Origin of the sequence: Psychrobacter immobilis, from assembly GCF_003148585.1 — a bacterium.
Lineage (GTDB): Bacteria > Pseudomonadota > Gammaproteobacteria > Pseudomonadales > Moraxellaceae > Psychrobacter > Psychrobacter immobilis.
This window is the reverse complement of record NZ_QGGM01000001.1, coordinates 160,063-180,456: the sequence shown is the minus strand read 5'-3', so window position 1 is coordinate 180,456 and position 20,394 is coordinate 160,063. Positions and strand designations below refer to the sequence as shown.

At 43.4% G+C, this 20,394-nt stretch carries 14 protein-coding genes and 1 CRISPR repeat array; of the genes, 1 reads left to right on the top strand and 13 read right to left on the bottom strand.

The window, feature by feature from the left end; translation table 11 throughout:
* Nucleotides 1-83 precede the first annotated feature (83 nt).
* From C8D84_RS00800 to C8D84_RS00790, 3 genes are all read right to left on the bottom strand, one after another.
* The gene (locus tag C8D84_RS00800; RefSeq protein WP_109589313.1) at nucleotides 84-2,387 is read right to left on the bottom strand and encodes a TonB-dependent receptor; all 2,304 of its coding nucleotides are present in this window, start codon (nucleotides 2,385-2,387) and stop codon (nucleotides 84-86) included.
* A 455-nt stretch (nucleotides 2,388-2,842) separates the two neighbouring features.
* Nucleotides 2,843-3,433: a hypothetical protein gene (locus C8D84_RS00795; protein ID WP_146192877.1), complete on the bottom strand. Its 591-nt coding sequence runs from the start codon at nucleotides 3,431-3,433 to the stop codon at nucleotides 2,843-2,845.
* A gap of 476 nt (nucleotides 3,434-3,909) precedes the next feature.
* A complete protein-coding gene (locus tag C8D84_RS00790) occupies nucleotides 3,910-4,260 on the bottom strand; it encodes a hypothetical protein (protein ID WP_146192876.1) in 351 nt (116 codons plus the stop codon).
* A 578-nt stretch (nucleotides 4,261-4,838) separates the two neighbouring features.
* On the opposite strand from C8D84_RS00790, the gene C8D84_RS00785 reads away from it, so the two are divergent.
* On the top strand, nucleotides 4,839-5,099 hold the full coding sequence (locus C8D84_RS00785; protein ID WP_109589307.1) for a hypothetical protein: 261 nt from the start codon (nucleotides 4,839-4,841) through the stop codon (nucleotides 5,097-5,099).
* Between the two features lie 136 nt (nucleotides 5,100-5,235).
* On the opposite strand, the gene C8D84_RS00780 is transcribed toward C8D84_RS00785, so the two are convergent.
* The 10 genes from C8D84_RS00780 to cas3 all read right to left on the bottom strand — a co-directional run bounded on the left by C8D84_RS00780 (nucleotide 5,236) and on the right by cas3 (nucleotide 20,388).
* Nucleotides 5,236-5,943: a hypothetical protein gene (locus C8D84_RS00780; RefSeq protein ID WP_109589305.1), complete on the bottom strand. Its 708-nt coding sequence runs from the start codon at nucleotides 5,941-5,943 to the stop codon at nucleotides 5,236-5,238.
* 297 nt (nucleotides 5,944-6,240) lie between these two features.
* Complete coding sequence (gene rluF / locus C8D84_RS00775; RefSeq protein ID WP_109589303.1) at nucleotides 6,241-7,227, bottom strand: 23S rRNA pseudouridine(2604) synthase RluF; 987 nt, start codon at nucleotides 7,225-7,227, stop codon at nucleotides 6,241-6,243.
* 579 nt (nucleotides 7,228-7,806) lie between these two features.
* A CRISPR array of direct repeats spans nucleotides 7,807-10,976; the repeat unit is 32 nt; unit sequence GTTTCAATCCACGCGCCCGTGATGGACGCGAA.
* Nucleotides 10,977-11,220: 244 nt separating this feature from the next.
* Nucleotides 11,221-11,511: a CRISPR-associated endonuclease Cas2 gene (cas2, locus tag C8D84_RS00770; RefSeq protein ID WP_109589300.1), complete on the bottom strand. Its 291-nt coding sequence runs from the start codon at nucleotides 11,509-11,511 to the stop codon at nucleotides 11,221-11,223.
* Nucleotides 11,512-11,561: 50 nt separating this feature from the next.
* Nucleotides 11,562-12,593, bottom strand: coding sequence for a type I-C CRISPR-associated endonuclease Cas1c (gene cas1c / locus C8D84_RS00765; protein ID WP_109589298.1), 1,032 nt, complete (start codon nucleotides 12,591-12,593; stop codon nucleotides 11,562-11,564).
* A 62-nt stretch (nucleotides 12,594-12,655) separates the two neighbouring features.
* Entirely contained in the window at nucleotides 12,656-13,282 is a 627-nt protein-coding gene (gene cas4 / locus C8D84_RS00760; RefSeq protein ID WP_109589296.1) for a CRISPR-associated protein Cas4, read from the bottom strand.
* Between the two features lie 84 nt (nucleotides 13,283-13,366).
* Nucleotides 13,367-14,263 carry a type I-C CRISPR-associated protein Cas7/Csd2 gene (gene cas7c, locus C8D84_RS00755; RefSeq protein ID WP_109589294.1) on the bottom strand — a complete coding sequence of 299 codons (897 nt, stop codon included), beginning with the start codon at nucleotides 14,261-14,263 and terminating at the stop codon, nucleotides 13,367-13,369.
* Between the two features lie 48 nt (nucleotides 14,264-14,311).
* Nucleotides 14,312-16,447 carry a type I-C CRISPR-associated protein Cas8c/Csd1 gene (gene cas8c, locus C8D84_RS00750; RefSeq protein WP_109589292.1) on the bottom strand — a complete coding sequence of 712 codons (2,136 nt, stop codon included), beginning with the start codon at nucleotides 16,445-16,447 and terminating at the stop codon, nucleotides 14,312-14,314.
* Entirely contained in the window at nucleotides 16,444-17,178 is a 735-nt protein-coding gene (gene cas5c, locus C8D84_RS00745; protein WP_109589290.1) for a type I-C CRISPR-associated protein Cas5c, read from the bottom strand. Before cas5c ends, cas8c begins: the two co-directional genes overlap by 4 nt.
* Before the next feature lie 65 nt (nucleotides 17,179-17,243).
* The gene (locus tag C8D84_RS00740; protein ID WP_109589288.1) at nucleotides 17,244-17,516 is read right to left on the bottom strand and encodes a hypothetical protein; all 273 of its coding nucleotides are present in this window, start codon (nucleotides 17,514-17,516) and stop codon (nucleotides 17,244-17,246) included.
* A gap of 235 nt (nucleotides 17,517-17,751) precedes the next feature.
* A complete protein-coding gene (cas3, locus tag C8D84_RS00735; RefSeq protein WP_109589286.1) occupies nucleotides 17,752-20,388 on the bottom strand; it encodes a CRISPR-associated helicase Cas3' in 2,637 nt (878 codons plus the stop codon).
* Nucleotides 20,389-20,394 lie beyond the last annotated feature (6 nt).

The following is a 20,394-nucleotide window of genomic DNA, read 5'->3' as shown; positions in this document are numbered from 1 at the left end:
TGCTTCCTAAAATATAAGATAAATAAAATCTGTTGAAGGTTTAATCATTATGTTAGTCAGTGAATGACCTATCTTAATGACACCTAGAACTTATAGTTGACACCCACATACAATGATCGTCCCGCGCCAGGAACGGCAGTACCCCAATTAGAACCGCTACCTATTTCGCCATTCATCGACATGGTTTTGCCTTGACCCATGTATGCGCCTCCTAGAGGTAGGGCATAGTTTTTATCGAATACGTTATCGATACCAGCCTCAATTGCTACCTCTTTAAACTGATAGCCTGTACTGAGGTTTAAGAGACCATAACCCGCCGTTTTAATTTCGTTGCGAGGGGTTGAGATATCATGTTTAGCCGCGACGCCCACCACTTCGATTTGGTTTGTCCAACCGTTATTTTCCCGATTCAGGGCCACACTGCCATTGAATGGCATAATGTTATATAAGTCTGAGCCACTGTCTTTATTTTTCCCCTTGGTATAGCTTAACGACCCTACTATATCCCAGTACCCCCAAGCATTTGCTGCCAGCTCCCGATTGGCTGAGATATCCATGCCATATATCTCGGCATCTTGGTTGGTATAGCGCAGCACATTATATTGATTAGCTGTTTGAGTGCTAGCTGCTGTGTTTGCCATGGGATTCCACTGTATGGCATCGACATAGTCATCAATTTTTGAATAGTAAGGAGTGGCTTTAACGCCCCAGCTATCATCAGCACCGCGCCAGTCTAGGGTGGCAGATAGGGTGTTGGATTTTTCTGGGCGTAGATTAGGATCACCAAAATAGCCATTACCGTCACCAACGGTATTATTCATGATGGCCGCCATTTTCCAAGTGGACCAAGTATAGCGTTCATATAAGCTTGGCGTGCGCTCTTTGTGCGACAGACCTAAGGCTAGATTTTTTTGTGAATCAATGTCGTAGCGTGCGAGTGCAGTAATATCAAAGTTGTTATCGGTGGTTCGGCGGTCACTGGCATTAAAGTTAGCGCTATCTCGCAGCTGATTGGTCATATTGTTTTGACCATCGATTTGATAGCCATGTACTTCATCAGCACTGGTACGTACGTTTTCATAGCGAGCGCCAAGCTGGGTGCTCCAGTCAGATGAGATGTCTTTTTCCCATTCGCCATAGATACTGATACGCTGACGCTGACCATTGTTGATATTTTGAAAGTCGTTTGGCGACATCATACCGTCGCCAGATGCCGCCCACGTGTCATCGATCGTGTAGTCTTGATATTCAGCACCTATATTGAGCGTACTTTGATTGGTTAAATCAATAATACCTTTAAGATTGGCACCGATGGTCTCGCTACTGGTGTACATCGGCATACCTTTGGCATTACCATATAAGAACTGTTTGTCTTCCCCAAAATTCATATAGTGATCGACATCTTCATGATAGGCCTGTGCTTCTAACTGTCCCCAATTTAACTCGCTTTTGTAGCGCAAATTAATGCGGTCAAGCTGATTGTCGAGCATGTCCATCCGCTGATTTGGATATAACTCTTTTGGGACGTTTTGCCACAAATAAGTGCCTTGTAGCAGATGATTGCCGTTCTTATAAGCCACATCTACTGACTGGTTTTTGCTTTCATAGGCGGTTGAACCAACTTCGTCTTTCGCTAAGGTTTTACCAGCGTTCCCTGTCTCTGTATAAGATTTAAAATCACCACCAGCTTTATAATTATCCGCCTGCGCAAAGCTGCCTTTATAGGTGAGGCTAAGCTGCTCGTTTGCTGCTGTGGTAGATACATTGGCACCATAAGCGTCACCATTACTACGATAAAATGTGCCGATTTCACCTGAGGTTAATATGTCGCTATCCGTTGAAAACATAGGCTCTGCTGTTTCGACAACGATAGTACCGCCAATACTATTACCACCGACACTCACAGGCGTCACACCTGCATAGACGGTGGTCTTCTCTATAGCGCTTGGCGCAATATAAGACAAGGGTGAGTTCATACTGTTTGGACAGGAGGCGATTGAGTCAACGCCATCCACTAAGATACGCAGACGGTTGTCCGCCAAGCCTCTTATCACGGGCAGGTTTGAGATACCACCGGCACTTTGTACATTTAGACCGGGTATTTTTGTCAGTATAGTGGCTGTATCACTGCTTGCCACTTGTTTGCTGCTAATAAATTTTTGATCAAGGGTGGCGGCTGTCCCAAGTGCCTTGGTACTAGAGCGCTTATCCGCTGCTGTCGCATAAACGACGATTTCTGGCAATTGAATATGTGGCTCATCATCCGTAGTAGGCATGTGCGCCTTTACGGTTGTGGAATCTGCATAAGCGCTACTGATATGCAATAAAGACAAAGCTAAAACACTTAGTTTTAAAATAGGTACAGCATTCATTGATGAAGATAACATCTTACTTTCCTAGAAATTCGCAAAAATATTTTATGAAATCGGTTATTCAGTTTTTACCAAGCTGTAATGTCAGCCAAGCCATTTATTGACTTAGACTAGGTGCTTACTGAATATTTTCCGATATAAATAGATAGCATTTTGAGCACAATATTATGAGCACAGTTTTGAGCGCAATGTTTTAGGCAAACGCATACAAGTGCCTCAATCAGAGCGTCAAATGAGCGCGTTGATTGAGAGCCTTGTCACTAATGCTCTAGGGCGTGTCCCCAATTCAATTGATTACTTTCGAAATGGGCTAAAAATGGCTAAATTTTGCCAAACATCATCAAATAGCTTATTAATATCTCGATATTATTTGCGCTACTTTCCTTGTTTGACAGCAATTTATCTCATGCTTATCACCATTTTTAAAATGAGGACACGCCCTAAAAATATTGGACTATAAATGTAGATAGTTATGTGAGTGTGACTGGAGGAGCGCGTGCGAGGGGTCGTAAAAAATTACTAGGAGAGTAGGTATGTGAGCGATACAAAAACGTGACTGAGACAATAGACAGCTCAATCAAAGCCGAGTCAGTATGTGTAAAAGCGACTGGCAATAGTGCCGCAGACATGGCAGTGCAAAGGTCACAGCCAGTGTATTTTACGGCAGCAGGGTTAGATTCAGAGCTTTCAACCTTATCTTTGCTATACAAAGCTTCCTGTGAAGGTGCGGCGTCAACCGTTATGACTGGCTTAACGGTCGCAGGCGATGCTAAAGATAGGGATGCATTATGATGAAGTAAATGACGAGCGGCACTATCAATGGGTATGTTGTGATTTGTTTGCGCAATATCAGTCTGTATTTGCTCATACTGCTTAGCTGCCGATACAATCGGTGCAAGCTCTGCACAGATACCATGACCTAAGTGGGCATTATCATCCCACAGAGGTGTGAGCAACAGCGTGATGTGCATGATCCAAGCAAAACATGCGACCAACATGCCGAACCACATCGTTACCGGTGATGAATATCGTAAAACAAGCTTACGGCGCTTAGTAGACATGATAGGGTCATCGTATTACCAGCATGCTGATGATGCATAGGTAACATTTATAAGTAAGGAGGTGTGCTAACTTGAAACGTCAGTTTAAAGCATTTTAGAAAGAATACTTAACAAAATAGACATTATCATTAACAATGCCATTCTAAGACAAGGGGTATGCTCTTTACAAGTCTTGTATAGAGATATATCGGGCATTCTAGAGAAATCGGTCACAGCGTCGTCATGTTTGCTCAGCCTGCTATTTGCCGTACTTTAATTTGTCGTACTATCCTTTGCTGTACCTATTCATCTTGTACTGAGAAGACTATATGACTGAAGTAGCTATACGATAACCAAGCAAATGGGAAAGAGCTAATAAAACCCAGCGGAAAAGATAGGCTAATGTAATGCGGAGTGCGATTTTTTATTTTACGCGACCAATATTGATGGTGCTAGCGACTTAAAAATAGTGAGATTTTTCGGTAAAAGAGAACACTTTAACAACTATTGCTCTCTATATTGTTTTTTTCGATAATATCGATTTTTCTCTCTAACTCTATAATCTGTAACTTACAGCTCTTATAGTGACCTTCTTGATTGCTCTTTATGTCTTTAAGGGTTCTTTGATAGATACGGTCATACAGTGAGGTTAGGGCTTTTTTAATTGCTTTGATTTCTTTCGAGGATAAATCCATTTGCTTATCAAAATCAGGTGCTTTTATTTTTGCACATAGCTCAAAAAGTGTGAGATTAAAATCTTGATAGTATTGCTGCACTGAGTTTTCTTTTGATTGATCGCTATATTGGATGTTTTTTTTCATCAGAATGAGCAAAGCACTATCAATCAAGTTTTTTTCATAATCTGTCAAATATAAGTAATGGTTCATTACATCGATTCTCAGTTATTTCAAAATTGCTATTCAGAAGGCCATCAGTTGGCTACTTTAAAAAAATCCCAACTCCAACGACTCTTGCAGAATACTTATCTCGCCTGCTTAGTTTGGTCTTTACTCTTTAAAAGACTTTATTGTGATGCGGCATATCGTCAATGGCTTTGAATAATCAACGCATTTTATAGGGTGAAAATGAAAGTATCGTGACAACGTCTACGCTTTATAAAAAATATGCCAAAGCCAGTCATCCTAAGCTATATATAAGATATCTTTTCATTCGCTATTACTTGCCCGTCTAGAAAAGCGCCAATATGACGCTTATAGCGTACCACTTAAGAAACCTTCCCTCATTAAGGTTACCTTTCTTCAATCTTCATAAATCTACTTAACGTTTGAATCATTTATCATTCTCGTTGTCGATAGAGCAGATTTTTATCATGATGCTTTTTATCACGTGAATGCTTTACTCGATATTGAGTAAGGCAGTTTCAACCACACCTCATAACTAATATGACTTTATACGAGAAAAAATAATGAAAAAAATAATGATAAGTTCAATCCTAGCCATTACTGCTTGCTTCACAATGGTTAGCCAAGCAAGTGCTGCGCCGCAAATTGCTAAACATCATGTTGCTCAAGTGAAGCATCAAAAGGTCAATGCAAAGTTTGATAATAAACATCAGCATGTGAAGAAAAAGGCAGTAGTATCAAAGCATCAATCAAAAAAACCAGCGGCTCATCTCAAAGCAAAAAGCAAGTATCAAGCTAAGCATACTCATGGACATCGTTCTTAATCGTTCAGCTGACTGATATAAAAATAGCGCCCATATTAGGCGCTATTTTTTTGTTTCGTTGTTATGTAATAAATGCTATGTGACGAAAGCTATGTAGCAAGGCTATATGATAAAGGGCATGTCACCATGATAATAGCTACTGACTGTTTAAAGTAACCGTCTTAGTACTACCATTACTACTAGGCTGACTCAGTGTCACTTTGCTTGCTAAAATATCGCCTTTGGCATTGATCTTGTAGCATTCTGATGAAGTGCCTGTAGGGTCAAAGCTGAGTAATAGATTGCCTGAGGTTTCTATACAGAACCATGCGGTATTATTTGTATCACGCGACAAAGACCAGTCTTGGTTATAAGTCCCTATCTTGTTACGCATGCTACTATCGGCATAGACATTTTCCGTCAGTAGCTTACTAGAAGCGCCCACCGTCGCCATTTTAGGAATGGTGGTCGTCTGGTTAGATAGTGAGTATTTACCTGTACCGTCTGTAAAACCATGGAATATCAGTGGATTCAGGGTGAAGTAATTGATAGCGACTGATTGATTGGTGATTTGATTATTAATCTTATTAATGGTGTTTATTTCGGTACCTTGTACAGACTTATTATTAAATACCATACTGCCTTTAGGCGTCACTTGAATCTCTGCTGACACGCTTTGACTGCCGACAACCGCAACTAATTTATCACTGCGTTGTTTGGTATAGATGTTGAGCATGGCAGTCTCAACAGGGTATTGAGTGACGATACCATTGACATTATTGTTTTGACCCGTGTTCCCTGTCATTCCACCAGCACAAGCGCTTAAACCTAGTCCTGCTGCAATACATAAACTTAGTGTCTTCATTATTTTGTCCTCAACTTTTAAATGTATGATTCGATATCTACTATAATCGAATTTTTAAACAATGACATCTGCTAACTGTCTTAGACTTTGCTATTTTTAGTCCGCCCATACCAACGGTACTTCGTGAAGACACATCCTAGTTATGAGTTGGCTTTATAATAAAAAATATTTGGTTGAGAAAATCTGCAGACCACAAAAAAGCCAGACAATTTAAGTTGTCTGGCTTTTTGTGCAGTATTTCTTATCAGCTGTCTTAATTAGTTAACCATTAACCATCAATCTATAGTCGCGATACTGCTACCGCTTAGAACTTCGACCTTTTGCAGGGCGCTTACCATTTGTAGTAGGTTTGCCATTGCCCACAGCCTTCTTGCCATTACCAAAAGGACGTCTATCTTTACCTTTAGAACCCGCTGGTTTTCTAGCATCATCCTTGGCGTGTTTTTTATTGCCCTTTGCTGCCCCCGCTGATTTCGAGGACGTTTTTGTCTTTGATGAATCATCAGTACGAGCATTTTTTCGTGGCGCATTACGAGATTTCTTGCCCGGATTACTGGCATCTGAAGAAGAACCTTCTATGGACTTAAGTAAAACAGACAACTCTTTTTCGGTTAAATCTCGCCAGTCTCCAACGGGAGTACCTTTAAGACTGACATTCATAATCCGCGTACGCTCAAGCTTCACCACTTCATAGCCAAAATGCTCACACATACGACGAATTTGGCGGTTTAAACCCTGCACTAGCGTGATGTTAAACACGGTGGGTGCCACCTTAGTAACCTGGCATTTCTTGGTCATCTTCCCAAGCATTGGCACGCCACCAGCTAAACCCTCAATAAAACTATCTGTTATCGGCTTGTTCACCGTCACCAAATATTCTTTCTCGTGGTTATTACCAGCACGTAATACTTTATTAACCAGATCACCATTACTGGTCAAAAAGATTAAACCCTGAGAGTCTTTATCCAAACGTCCAATTGGAAAAATACGTGTACTATGTCGAACGAAATCAACGATATTATCTTTTTCTGAAGCTTCTGTGGTGCTCACAATACCTACGGGTTTATTCAAGACAATGAACACAAAATCATCCGCCTCTCGCGGCTCAATGAGTTGCCCGTTGACTTTTACCGTATCTCCAGCAACCACTTGATCGCCTACTTGAGCACGCTTACCATTGATGTATACATTACCTTGTTCAACAAAGCGGTCAGCGTCTCGCCTGGAGCAAATACCGCTTTCGCTGATGTATTTATTTAAACGAGTTGAGGAAGCGTTAAACATAAAGCACCGTTTTACCTGATAAGCAGCATTTTTTTACTAAGAAAAAAGCCTAAATTAAAGGGGTTATCAACAAAGAGATGGTTCACATTATATAGGAAATTCAATATCCATTTCGGGAGAGAAGGGCAAAACCTTAGAAATATATCCAGTATCGTATTTGTACCTATTAAAATCAATATTATCCCATGTTAGCTCGCCAGTCTCACTAGTACGCATATCTTTCTCGTTTTCCTCTCAAACGTATAAAATACTATGATCATCGAACGGACGTATATAGTGAATCCCTTTGATGAGCACCGTCTCTGTAAGCTCATTATCTATCGTAAGTGCGACAGGGGTTAGTAAGACCACTCTGCACAATATAAGGAGATTAGCGTTTTAATCCTTGCATATAATTGAGAAAATATGAAGAATATTACCTATATTCACTAAAATCTATACTGGACTGAGTGGTAATCTTTACCATATCAAGGTAGGTCAACGAACCACCATAGAATGCTTGAGTTATGCGGTTTCAATCCACGCAACCGTGAAGGTGCGAACGTCTTGTTGACGAGCTTTGGCTTGCGATGCAAATTTGTTTCAATCCACGCGCCCGTGATGGACGCGAAGTACCTTATTTGCACCACAACCGCAAAATAGAGTTTCAATCCACGCGCCCGTGATGGACGCGAAACCATTAGCGTTTGCCCAAAGTGCTGCGGCTCATGTTTCAATCCACGCGCCCGTGATGGACGCGAATATTTACGTGCCGGAGGGTGTTTACTGTATTAGCGTTTCAATCCACGCGCCCGTGATGGACGCGAAGCACAGGCTGTTATTGATAAGATGGATAGATTGTTTCAATCCACGCGCCCGTGATGGACGCGAAATTAACGGTATTGAGCGACCCGTGGCAGCGTTTGTTTCAATCCACGCGCCCGTGATGGACGCGAATCTAACAGCCTCAGCACCGCCCAATCTCAACTCATGTTTCAATCCACGCGCCCGTGATGGACGCGAAGCAAAGCCACTGGTTTAATTGCTCACTATGGGGGTTTCAATCCACGCGCCCGTGATGGACGCGAAAACCTGCTGTAAGTTCTCTTAGACCTCCAGTAAGTTTCAATCCACGCGCCCGTGATGGACGCGAAGAATCATGCTGACCGACATATCTTGATAGTTGTGTTTCAATCCACGCGCCCGTGATGGACGCGAAAGTAGCTATTCACAGATGGCGGATAATCTAGCGAGTTTCAATCCACGCGCCCGTGATGGACGCGAAGCAATATCTTCATCACGGTTGATAATGACGGCGTTGTTTCAATCCACGCGCCCGTGATGGACGCGAATATGCTCACTCACCACTTGCTCGTAAATCTCTTGTTTCAATCCACGCGCCCGTGATGGACGCGAACAGTTACGTTGGTATCACAGCAAGCATCTACGATGTTTCAATCCACGCGCCCGTGATGGACGCGAAGTTGCAGAGCCTCGCCTAGTGTTTGTGGTATCTGTTTCAATCCACGCGCCCGTGATGGACGCGAAAAAACAATAACTGATTATTTGGAGACATGGCCATGTTTCAATCCACGCGCCCGTGATGGACGCGAAACGACAAGGTGACGTTTGAGCAAATGCACAAGGCGTTTCAATCCACGCGCCCGTGATGGACGCGAAAATCATTGAAACTAAAGAGGAGTTGGTGTTTAAGTTTCAATCCACGCGCCCGTGATGGACGCGAAGTATACACCGGTACAACAGGGCACAGCAGCAAGCGCGTTTCAATCCACGCGCCCGTGATGGACGCGAATGCTTGCTCAATCAGTGAATCACTGCTTATAGTGTTTCAATCCACGCGCCCGTGATGGACGCGAACTCCTTAGCTGCATCGCGTAACCATTCGCTAGCTGTTTCAATCCACGCGCCCGTGATGGACGCGAAGAGCGGTACTGATCTCGCAGGACCAATACTAGCGTTTCAATCCACGCGCCCGTGATGGACGCGAATACAAGAGGAACGCTGGTACAACCCTACCAATAAAGTTTCAATCCACGCGCCCGTGATGGACGCGAACAACCGCTACCGCAAGTCTAGGCTTTGCTTATGTTTCAATCCACGCGCCCGTGATGGACGCGAATAACCATGAATGATATTGACAAGCTAAAGATAGTTTCAATCCACGCGCCCGTGATGGACGCGAATCGTATTCCCGTTCTCTTAATGTTCGTATATTAGTTTCAATCCACGCGCCCGTGATGGACGCGAAAGCTACTGTATGTCTATCCTTAAATGCCGTTCCTGTTTCAATCCACGCGCCCGTGATGGACGCGAAGATAGCACCGTTTGATTATGACGGCAAAGACCAAGTTTCAATCCACGCGCCCGTGATGGACGCGAATTCTCAACACTGCCAAACGTGTTGTAATGCTCGTTTCAATCCACGCGCCCGTGATGGACGCGAACCTGTGCTATAAAGTTACGACGGTTACTGGTATGTTTCAATCCACGCGCCCGTGATGGACGCGAAAATCCTGATTACCAGCCACCTAGCCAACAACAGGTTTCAATCCACGCGCCCGTGATGGACGCGAATGTCATGCCAGCGCGTGTCGAGCCTATTATTAAGTTTCAATCCACGCGCCCGTGATGGACGCGAAGGCAAGGCGTGGGTTTTCTTAGTGTTTAAGCCTGTTTCAATCCACGCGCCCGTGATGGACGCGAAATAAGACGCTTAACTGCTGCGCTAGGCTCATAGTTTCAATCCACGCGCCCGTGATGGACGCGAACGATAGCGTGGTCGAGCAATGGGCTATCGTTGAGTTTCAATCCACGCGCCCGTGATGGACGCGAACCAGAGAGTTGTTCTTACGTCCAATGAGCGCCAAGGTTTCAATCCACGCGCCCGTGATGGACGCGAACGAGCTAGGTCAGCAGGTTTTAGATAAGTTGAGTTTCAATCCACGCGCCCGTGATGGACGCGAAAGCCTGATGTAACAGTTATGGATTATGGCGATAAAGTTTCAATCCACGCGCCCGTGATGGACGCGAACAAGCAAGATTCATCGTTTATTAACGCAGATGGTTTCAATCCACGCGCCCGTGATGGACGCGAAAATTATTTCTACGTGCCTAAAGATCATCTTTAAGGTTTCAATCCACGCGCCCGTGATGGACGCGAACACTGGCATACCTTACGGCTATATCCGCGATATGTTTCAATCCACGCGCCCGTGATGGACGCGAAGTTTTGAATTACACACAGGCAGGTGAGTTCTGCGTTTCAATCCACGCGCCCGTGATGGACGCGAAACTTGATTAACTCATTTGCCGAGGTGGTGGCATGTTTCAATCCACGCGCCCGTGATGGACGCGAATTGCAAGTTGTTTTTTGGTGTACCGATACTTTGTGTTTCAATCCACGCGCCCGTGATGGACGCGAAGGTGTGTCAAAAGAACCAATATGCTTGTTTTTTGTTTCAATCCACGCGCCCGTGATGGACGCGAACATTAGTGATACGCTAAGCGAATTACGTAAAGCGTTTCAATCCACGCGCCCGTGATGGACGCGAAAAGCGCAGGGCATTGTTAGCACGATGGATAGATTGTTTCAATCCACGCGCCCGTGATGGACGCGAAACCAAAATCAAGATGGGGTAAGAGCCGCGGTCATGTTTCAATCCACGCGCCCGTGATGGACGCGAAGGGCCGCGTCGGTGAGTTTTTTAACCTCACTCAGTTTCAATCCACGCGCCCGTGATGGACGCGAAAGCCCCTAGTCTAAGTCGCTAATAAGGTTAAGAAAAAACCTTGGCATTTGCGAACGTCTAAACCATAAGCGAATTTGGCAAGCATCTCGCTTACCAAAGTTTTAATATACGAAAATAAATTCAGTAAAATCAAGTTGTTAAATAACATTGCGACCCCTTTGCGAGTCTCTTAGAGATTTCATGTACGCTATAGGTTCGCATTGACCTTATTACGGTCAAACAATAGATTTTATGATAACAACCGCTAAAATAGCAGTACATCGTTTAAGTCTAGCACAGGTTTTGCTCCAATGTGTTCCACTTTATTCCGCCAGTTTTTACCAAGATAATAATAACGTAAACTATCCACATCATGATTAATAATGTCCTCAAGCGTGGCTTTCAGCGTCGTCCACTGAGCCGGATTGACCTCAATCTCAAACACCGAATATTGCACCCGTTGCCCAAAGTTTAAACAGTGCTTGGCAACGTGACGTAACCGTTTTGCAAAGTTTGCGTCCTCTGAGCTAATGTCATAAGTCACCAATACCATCATAATATGAATCCTTTTTATTACGTTTATACTTACTGTTTTTATAATTATCGTTACTTCCACAAAAACGGAATATAAGCATCAATATCGCCTCTGATATGCCGCGCCATAATGGTCGCTTGCAAATGGGGGAGCAACCCAAACGGTACAGTTTCTTCAAACCATTCATGATAAATGGTTTGCTGCTTACGGTCATGCCATGCCTTAAAAAAGGTTTGCCTAGCATCATCTTTAAGCCAGACCGCGCCGCTTGCCTCTGTTTTAAAATCTGACTTGCTCAGCTGCTTTTTATTGACCAGCGATAATACAAACCGATCAACAATAGGGCGGAACTCTTCGACTAGATCCAACGCTAGTGAAGGACGACCAGGGCGCAGCTGGTGAAACACACCGCAAGCAGGATCAAGTCCGACCGTTTCCAGCGCACTGCGACACTCATGGGTCATCAGTGTATACGTAAAAGACAGCAGCGCGTTCATCGCATCAGTCGGCGGATTACGCGTGCGTTTGGCAAAATGAAAATCAGGATTACGAATAAAATGAGGAAACACACTGAAGTAAAGGCTTGCCATTTCCCCTTCGCGACCTAGTAAATCAGGCAAATTTTCGGTCGCTAGAATTTTATGCAGTCCGCGTTCAAGTCGTACTTGTACCGACTCTAAACGATCAACTATATTGTCATCTAACCCAGATTTATAATCCCGCAGATAGCGGCGCACCACTTGGCGCTGATTGTGTACTTTACCCAAAATAATACTATGACAAATCGGCTGCACCCGCGCCGCATCATCACTAATGCGATACTGCTCACGGCGCAGCAGCACATTACCACTGACCGCGCCCTCAATACGTGCTTGAAACTTGCCATAGCGATTGAGATGCGTAATGGTCATCGCGTTGTCGGTACAATGTGCCATAAGGGCTGGTGAAATTGAGACTTGCCCAAAACAAACAATAGCCTCCAGCTTATGAATAGGTACACGACCTTTGACTTCATGGTCAATATTCATGACCACATTTTCGCCTTGCTTATTCAGCCATGCACCTTGGGTTTGCACAAATAGCGTATTTTTTAGTGGGCGCATGAGTATCCTTATCTAGGCTAAAAAGTAGTGAAATTAGCAGTCAATTAAATAGTGAAGCACTGCTAATTCTCTAAGCTCAGATTGATTTTTTTGTTCAACCAAGCTTGAGCATTTTTATTAAAAATCTTTGGGTGACAGATATCTTTAAGTGAACAGTTGCGGCACTTGCTAGTGCTATAGGTAGGCTTTGGCGTCTGTCCGCTCTCTATAATATGACGGCACTCGTCAATCGCATTTAAGGTAATTTGCCGCAGCTCGTCATCAAAATCTACCGCGTGACGGCGGCGCGTTTTGCCATAAAAAAGTGCGCCTTTAGAAACAATACAGTCGTGCATATCTTCTAAACACAACGCTTGGGCGCACAGTTGCACTTCATCGGCGCGGTGTGATTTGGGCTTACCGCGTTTATACTCAATAGGGAAGGGCGTCTGGGTACCAGTGTCATCAGTATGATATTCAACCACATCCGCCACGCCCTCTAATCCCAGTGCGTCATGACCTAACCGCAAGGTACGCACGGTTTTAATATCACCGCGCGTATCATGCCCGCCAGAGTTGACCTTTTCGTGCATGACTTGCCCTTCAGCGGTAAACAAGTTCTCCTCCCACGCGCATTCCAGCTCAATCAGCGCAAATTGACGCGGGCAAAAGAGATAGTGTTGTAGACGAGATAAGTAGAGGGTTTGCATGGCTATGACTCCTCATTGAGTAATATGGTTTGAACAAACCTCACTTGGTAAAGTTTGCTCAGATGTTTAAAGGCTAAAATTAACTTAAAACCCTTCAATAATCTCAGGCTTTAATCCTGCAAGCGCCGACGTTAACGCTGCCTCATCAAACGCGCCTTTGTTATCTAACAGCTCTTTTAAACTGCGATGTACTTTTGCAGAAGAATATTGTCCTGACTTACTACTATGCTCCCACCAAACGACCTTTTTGACTTGCATACTGCCTTCAGGACGCGCTGATGACGCATCACCTTCAAATAACTTCGGTAAAATCTCTTTTAGCTTTTCAGCATCGTTATCACTAAAGCCCGTGCGCTCAGCCAACTGCGGTGTGATAGCGCCATAAGTCACATAAACACCTTCATCAACGCGGTGTTTCATGCCCATGGTATCGCTGCCTTTTTTGGTGCCATCGCCTTCACCGCTGACGCTTTTGGTGATTTGAGTGCTGGTAATATCGACAGGTTGTAAGCTAAACGCAGATTGAATGGTGACAGGACCGCGAATTGGAATAGATACGCCATCGGCATTTTTAGTGTCTGCTTTAAAGGCAAATACTTGACCAAAAGCGCGCACATCAAACCACTTATCACAGGCTTTTTTTGCGGTTTCATCACGTTTGGCTTCGATATTGTCTTTTTTATCAGCCTCAAACGCGCCTTTACCTAAGCCAACCACTTCGTCATAAGCACGGTTCTTTAGACTGGTCATGCCGTCGATTTTTTTCTCATCAGACTGGATAAATATCGCCTCGCCTGACTCTTGCAGACGATCACGAATTTTGCGTTTTAGACACACATCAGTGATTTCACCATTGCCTTCAAAGTCCGTGCGTGGACGGTTGCCGTTTAGTGGGTCGCCATTGGGGTTGGCATTGGTTACGCCCATGATGATGGCAAAGTCGATTTTATTATTAATAGGGTTTTGAGTAGAGGCGGTCATACGGTTTCCTTTTATTAGGTTTTAAATACAAATATTCAAAAGTTTAGATTAAGCCGTTGTATCAGTGTTTTCTAAATATTTTTCGTCTTCACGATTCTTTTTTGCTTGCTGTTTATCCAGTTTTATTTGCATTTTTTGGCTGTGATAACCCAGTAAAAACTCACCTGACAAGGCGGCATCATTGGTAAAGTCTGCAACATTAAATAAGCTCATGATTTGGTCCATTAAATCTTGTTTATTAGCCAAATAACCGCCACGATTGGACTTTAGGCGGTTCTCATAAGGCTTGAGAGCCAGCTCGATATTGCGCCATGTGGTAAAGGGGCGATTGGCAAACTGCTGCATGTAACGCTGTGCGGTGGTGTTGCGTTTTTCGCCTGCTATAAATAGCGCTAAGCTCTCGATATCTTCAGCAACCGCCAATAGGCGACCGTATAAATAGTCACGGCTGGTATAGTCAGTTTGTAATGCCACGGTATAGCTCCTTTTTTTAGATTCTGATTGACGCAAATAATAGCCACGGTATAAGGCACAGGCAATGCTAATAGCTTGCTCCCACTCCCAGTTGTCTAATGCCAGTGGGTTACAAGCGCGTTTGATGGACAAATCGACTAATTGCCAAGGAAACTGCCTTGCCGCGCCCTCAACGATACAAGGCAGTACTTGCGAGACGACTTGTTTTTTTAGCGCATCAGACAGACGCGCGCCATAAGCCACTTGGGAGATTTGCTTAGGGGTTGGCGCTTTGAGTGTTAATTTACGCTCACCACTTTCGGGGTCAGCGTAAGTAAAATACCACGCAAATTGTCGATGCCAAGACTCTAGCGCATCAATATAATCGTTGGGCATACTCTCATGATAATACGTCACTGCCATACGTCCAGGGGTCGCGGCTTCCAAAGTGATGATAGAAATTTGGTCATGTGCGTCAAGCTTCTGCCGATAGCCTTGCATGGTGTTGTTTAAATGGGTCGCGAACAGATGACCTAAATTGTTACTGTGCTTAAAGGGTAAAGGCGCTTCCTTATCAGTGCCAGCGATCTCTTGTTCACTGTCTTCATCATCTTCACTGTCCATATTTTCGAATTCGTCAATATCGTCCGATTCAAAAAGCATCTGCTCACTTTGTTCAGCATTTTTGACCACATCAAAAGTGGCGCTTTTATTCAAGGGTTCGGTTGGCTGTAACGTCTCCTCACCAGATATTGCCCAAGCGACGACCGCTTGTCCTGCTTCCTCGCGCCCTTGACGTGCCAGTAACCAAGAGAGCGCGGCATGGGCTTTTTCGGTGACCACGGCACTGATGTTCGCACCTTGCAAACCTTGCGCTTTGATAGAGGCTTTATTATCCGTAAAGCGCCCTAAAAAGGTAAAGCTGTCCATATCATTGGCGGAGATGAGCTTGGCATTGGTCGCGCTTCGCAAAATACGGTTAGGATGTTTGCTGGCAAGTGGACGGTTTTGACCCGTGATATAACAAAAGCCATCGGTGCTATCAAGGGTGGCATAAAACTGCTGCCATGAGTCAAACAAGCTGTCATCTTTCCACGTTTCGGCTTGGCTTGGTTTAGCTTGACTGCTCAATTCACTATTGATGACTTGCCATGAGACAAATGCCGCTCCTTGATCAAACACACCTTTATTTTTATTTAATGAGGATAAAATACTGTCCGGATAATCGCCGGCTTGCTCAGGATAAGCCAGTTTATTATTATCCTCAGGATCAGCTATCAGTACTTTAGCGTTGAGTAAATCTTTGACCAGCGTACCTTTTTGGACATAATTTAGCACCGCTTGTGCTTTTGGGTGGGCGTATTCTGACTCACACCAAGTAGAAAGCACTTCTTCGTATAAAGGATAGACATCCTTTTTATTATCGCTGTAGCTATAGAAGTCTTTAGCCACATATTGCAATTTATCCGACAACGGATGGGCAACTGCTCCCGAGGTGCGGTTAGCAGAATCGTTAGTTGCAGGAATTGCAAGGTATTTAGACTTTACTTTACCGCTATCCTCTCGGCAAATCTCTGCTCTAACAAAGTCGCCTTTATTATTGATGGTGGCGATGATTTGTATGTTTTGATTGACATGGTAATAAGGCATCAAAGCATGATCTTGCGCTTTGATATCTTCATTTTTACTGGCAAGCTCGTAGGTTTGATATAACCGTTGTAACCAACTCATAGCGTTGCCTCCGTTTGCATGACTGATTGAAAATTATCATCAAGCGCAAAGCTTTTGGCAGTCATCGCGCGCACAAAGCGATTGGGCATACCATTATTGCTATCGGTTTGCAAATCATCCGTCGGCTTGGGAAACTCTACGACACCATACTCCATCACTGCTCGAAAAAATCGACTGTGTAGCTCATCTATGCCAGTTTCATCAGGATAGGCAAAGCTATGAAACATCAGACCATAACTTAACTCTGGCGTATCATCATAAGCGCCTTTACCACTACCAAATTTGCAAGGCTCTACATAGCCTTGGCACTCTCTTGCACCTAAAAATATATCTTGGCGACCGCCTTTATCGACCATACGCTGAGCAATACTATAATGCTTGCCATCAATACGATCAGCGGCAAGCTCTGGGCGGTGCATATTCCACTCAAAATGTGCTTGCACTTGATAAGCGACATCATGCAAATAAGTGTAATAAGCCAAATCATTTTCATCTTTGTGAAATTTAATAGGCTTCATGCCTTTGGTTTGGGTACGAATGGGGTTTATCACGCGCACTTTATCGATGTACCAAATGATGGAGGGTTTCCAGTAGATGCTTTTGCATACGCCTTTTAGCGCTTCATACGTTGGCAGATGATAGCTGGTTTTTTCACCGCCAATACGAGTGATGGGATCGGTAAATAGAGCATGTCGTCCGGTGAGGAGGAATTCGATTTTATTTTCTTTCATATCATGTCAGTTCCTTTTAATGAATAATGCAAGTCCCTAAAAAAGAACTTGCACCCTTCAAATTTTTAGTTTGTTAGATTACTATTTAACCAGTCATTAATTTCGTTAGAACCATAACCAGCACATGGCTGTTTTAGCGTAATAATATAAATACGATCATTAGTATCTAACTGTGGTTTAAACTGGTCATAAACCTGCTGAGGCGTTAATGAAGTAGCTACAGCATAGCTTGACTCTGAAAGCCTAGCCCATCCATTAAAAGTCTTTATTTTGTCAAGAATCTTATCATGCTCTTGACCAGGTGCATTTAAGTCGTAAGTGATCAGTAGGGCTGCCATAATCGTTTTCCTTTTGATAGTAAGCTAACAGAATCTTAGAGAATAAAAAACTTCGTAAAAGAAAATATGTTTATATAGAAAATTACCTTCAAAACGATAATAGCGTATAATGGATCACTTCATCAAGCTATTTTTATTTAAAATCTTGATGTGGATTGAAACGTAAAGGAAAATATGAGTATATTTGCTCGGCAATGACTGTCTTACCACGGTCATTGCCATTTCATATCAACTGCTACATCCCAAAATCTACAAAATCAAGCTTGCCTTTTCCTGCGATATCTATCCCCATGTGCTCATCATAAAACTGCTCATTTAGCGTTAGAATACCCGTGTCTCTGACCATGACTATTGCCTTATCATCTTGTAATTTTTGCAGCATCCAAGGGAACACATTGACACTATATTGCTGAGCTTTATGGACTAGTTTATAAAATTCACCATCGCTAACGAGTGTACCGTGCAAGTCATTAATCAGCTCAACACCTGCTTTATGATAAGGAACGATGATCGCTTGCGTTGGCGCATCAATCGCCTTAAATGCACGCCCTGCATCCATAAAAGATTGCCAAAGTTTTGGATATTGACCGTTTTTAAGTCTATTTGGATTTTCATTATTGACGACAGGGTTCGTGGTGTTGTTGCTTAGCCAACCATATATGGTCTCAGTGCCAGAAGATTTGCCATTTTTATTTTTAATAGGATAAGCCATCTCTTTTGTTGCATGTTCTGTGGTATAAAACACCTTAAAAAACTCAGTCATGATATCGGGATCGAGTAGGTGCTTGCCCTCATTTTCAGGCAGTCTTAAACTGTGAAGAATATCAGACATTTTATTTCTACCCAGCTCAATAGTCGGCAGCTTGCTTAGGTTTTCTTTATCAGGACGGACGATAAATACTTGTCCTCTTAAAGAGGCTCCTGTCTCATCACCCATCTCGCCATGACGGTTACAGCGTCCAGCAGCTTGCGCGATACTGTCGAGTCCTGCCAAAAATCGAATCACGGACTTAAATGAGACGTCCACGCCAGCTTCAATTAATTGCGTTGAGATAACTAGCGTCGGCAGACCTTGGTCTAACCGACTTCTAATCTTAGCCAGTAAGTCTTTACGATGGCGCGCACATTGCCCCGTACTCAGATGAAATAGCTCATCCTCAGCTATAGAGGCTGATAGCGACTGATACAGCTGAGTTGCCCACGCTTTGGTATTCACAATTACTAAAGTGCTGGCATATTCTTGAAAGTTGTCTTCAATATAAGCTGTTAAGTTGTCTAAATCTCTAAGTGTTTGAGTGTGGTCGTGAATGTCCACGCGCTTTAGGGTGTCAAATAGGGTGGCTAACTGTTCGCGGTTGCCAATAATCTCTGTTGAGGGGTTGAGACTGCCATTATGCGCGATGGGAAGATTGTCTAGCACTGGTTGCGTCGCCGTACATAGCACCGCTGTAGAGCTAGCATGACGGGTTAAAAAGTTAATGGCATTACAAAACAGATAATAGCAACTGATGGGCAGCGTTTGAATTTCATCAAATATAAGTACCGCGCGGCTTAACTGGTGCAAACGCCTGACACCTTTAGTACCGCCGCCAAAGCAGCTTTCTAAAAACTGCACCATTGTGGTAAATACAATCGGCGCATTCCAATTGTCCATAATTAGCTTACTTTGCCATGTCTGCACATCAGGCTCTAGGTTTGAGTGTTGCTCTAATACCCATTTGCCATCAAAACTGCCATCGGCTTGCTTTTCTTCTAGCACCTTGCGAATCTCAGCGGCGTTTTGCTCAATGATGCTGGTAAAAGGAATGATATAGATAATGCGCTCAAGAGTGTGTTTTTTGGCATGCTGGAGCGCAAAGCGTAGGCTGGCAAGTGTTTTGCCGCCGCCCGTTGGCACGGTTAAAGTATAGATACCTTGCGCTTGTTGGCCGCTAGCATAACAAGTATCCGCAATATGGGTGCGCTGCTCATTAATGGGGTTATGAGGACTGTTTTTTGCTTGATTGGCAAAATCCTCATACAGCGCTTCCACTTTATCTATCGCAGTCTGCCAATTTGGGCGCTGATAATCTAATAGATGCGCTTGGTCTGGATGTTCAAAAGCGATGCTATTACTACGATCAGCATCAATCAGACAGCTGAACAGCAGACGTGCATAGAAGCCAATATAGAAGTCTTTTTGTTTGTCTTTCGAGGATTTATCGTTTAACACATTGGCAATCGCTTTGCTAAATTCGCCCAGCATTTGATTGTTAATCTTGTCATCTAAGTGAGCAAATAACTCATTATCGCGAGCATTGGTTAAAGACTCTTGATAATGAGATTTGCCCTCGATTTTTTGCTTACGATTTTTAAGGTATTCATTGCCTTCTTTATCAATGACATTGACCATGCCGCTATGATGGGAGGCAACACAAATGAATAAAATATCGGCAAGCAGTTGTCCTTGACCTATTTTTATTTTTTCTTGAGTGCTGTCATTGATTCGGCTGGTAGATAAGCCTTTAAGCTGTTTATATAAATAAATTGCGCCAGCGGTAGAGTGATCGACAGAACCGCGTTTTGGTTTGCCTTTTAGCAAGATTTCGGCTTCTTCGTCCTCATCTAAATCTAGGCTTTTATAATTATCATAAGTGATACTGTCTTTAATATATTCTTGAAATTCTTGGCTATATTTGCCTAAATCATGTACCAGTCCAATCAACTCACCCGCTAATGGCAAACCAATCTTAGTTGCCAAGTTTTTGGATATTTTTGCTGTGCCTGTTAAATGGTCATAGAGAGGTTGCTCATGACCGTCGCTGGCACGAACATGCGCGATAAAAGTATTACCAGCAACTATCGAACAATTCTGCTCATTATCATTATTCATATTCAA

Bases quoted from the DNA above. Each gene is read 5' to 3' on its own strand.
- cas3 (WP_109589286.1), bottom strand. From the start codon at position 20,388: ATGAATAATGATAATGAGCAGAATTGTTCGATAGTTGCTGGTAATACT.
- cas2 (WP_109589300.1), bottom strand. From the start codon at position 11,511: ATGATGGTATTGGTGACTTATGACATTAGCTCAGAGGACGCAAACTTT.
- cas7c (WP_109589294.1), bottom strand. From the start codon at position 14,263: ATGACCGCCTCTACTCAAAACCCTATTAATAATAAAATCGACTTTGCC.
- C8D84_RS00795 (WP_146192877.1), bottom strand. From the start codon at position 3,433: ATGTCTACTAAGCGCCGTAAGCTTGTTTTACGATATTCATCACCGGTA.
- cas1c (WP_109589298.1), bottom strand. From the start codon at position 12,593: ATGCGCCCACTAAAAAATACGCTATTTGTGCAAACCCAAGGTGCATGG.
- C8D84_RS00785 (WP_109589307.1), top strand. From the start codon at position 4,839: ATGAAAAAAATAATGATAAGTTCAATCCTAGCCATTACTGCTTGCTTC.
- cas4 (WP_109589296.1), bottom strand. From the start codon at position 13,282: ATGCAAACCCTCTACTTATCTCGTCTACAACACTATCTCTTTTGCCCG.
- rluF (WP_109589303.1), bottom strand. From the start codon at position 7,227: ATGTTTAACGCTTCCTCAACTCGTTTAAATAAATACATCAGCGAAAGC.
- C8D84_RS00800 (WP_109589313.1), bottom strand. From the start codon at position 2,387: ATGTTATCTTCATCAATGAATGCTGTACCTATTTTAAAACTAAGTGTT.
- C8D84_RS00740 (WP_109589288.1), bottom strand. From the start codon at position 17,516: ATGGCAGCCCTACTGATCACTTACGACTTAAATGCACCTGGTCAAGAG.
- cas5c (WP_109589290.1), bottom strand. From the start codon at position 17,178: ATGAAAGAAAATAAAATCGAATTCCTCCTCACCGGACGACATGCTCTA.
- cas8c (WP_109589292.1), bottom strand. From the start codon at position 16,447: ATGAGTTGGTTACAACGGTTATATCAAACCTACGAGCTTGCCAGTAAA.
- C8D84_RS00780 (WP_109589305.1), bottom strand. From the start codon at position 5,943: ATGAAGACACTAAGTTTATGTATTGCAGCAGGACTAGGTTTAAGCGCT.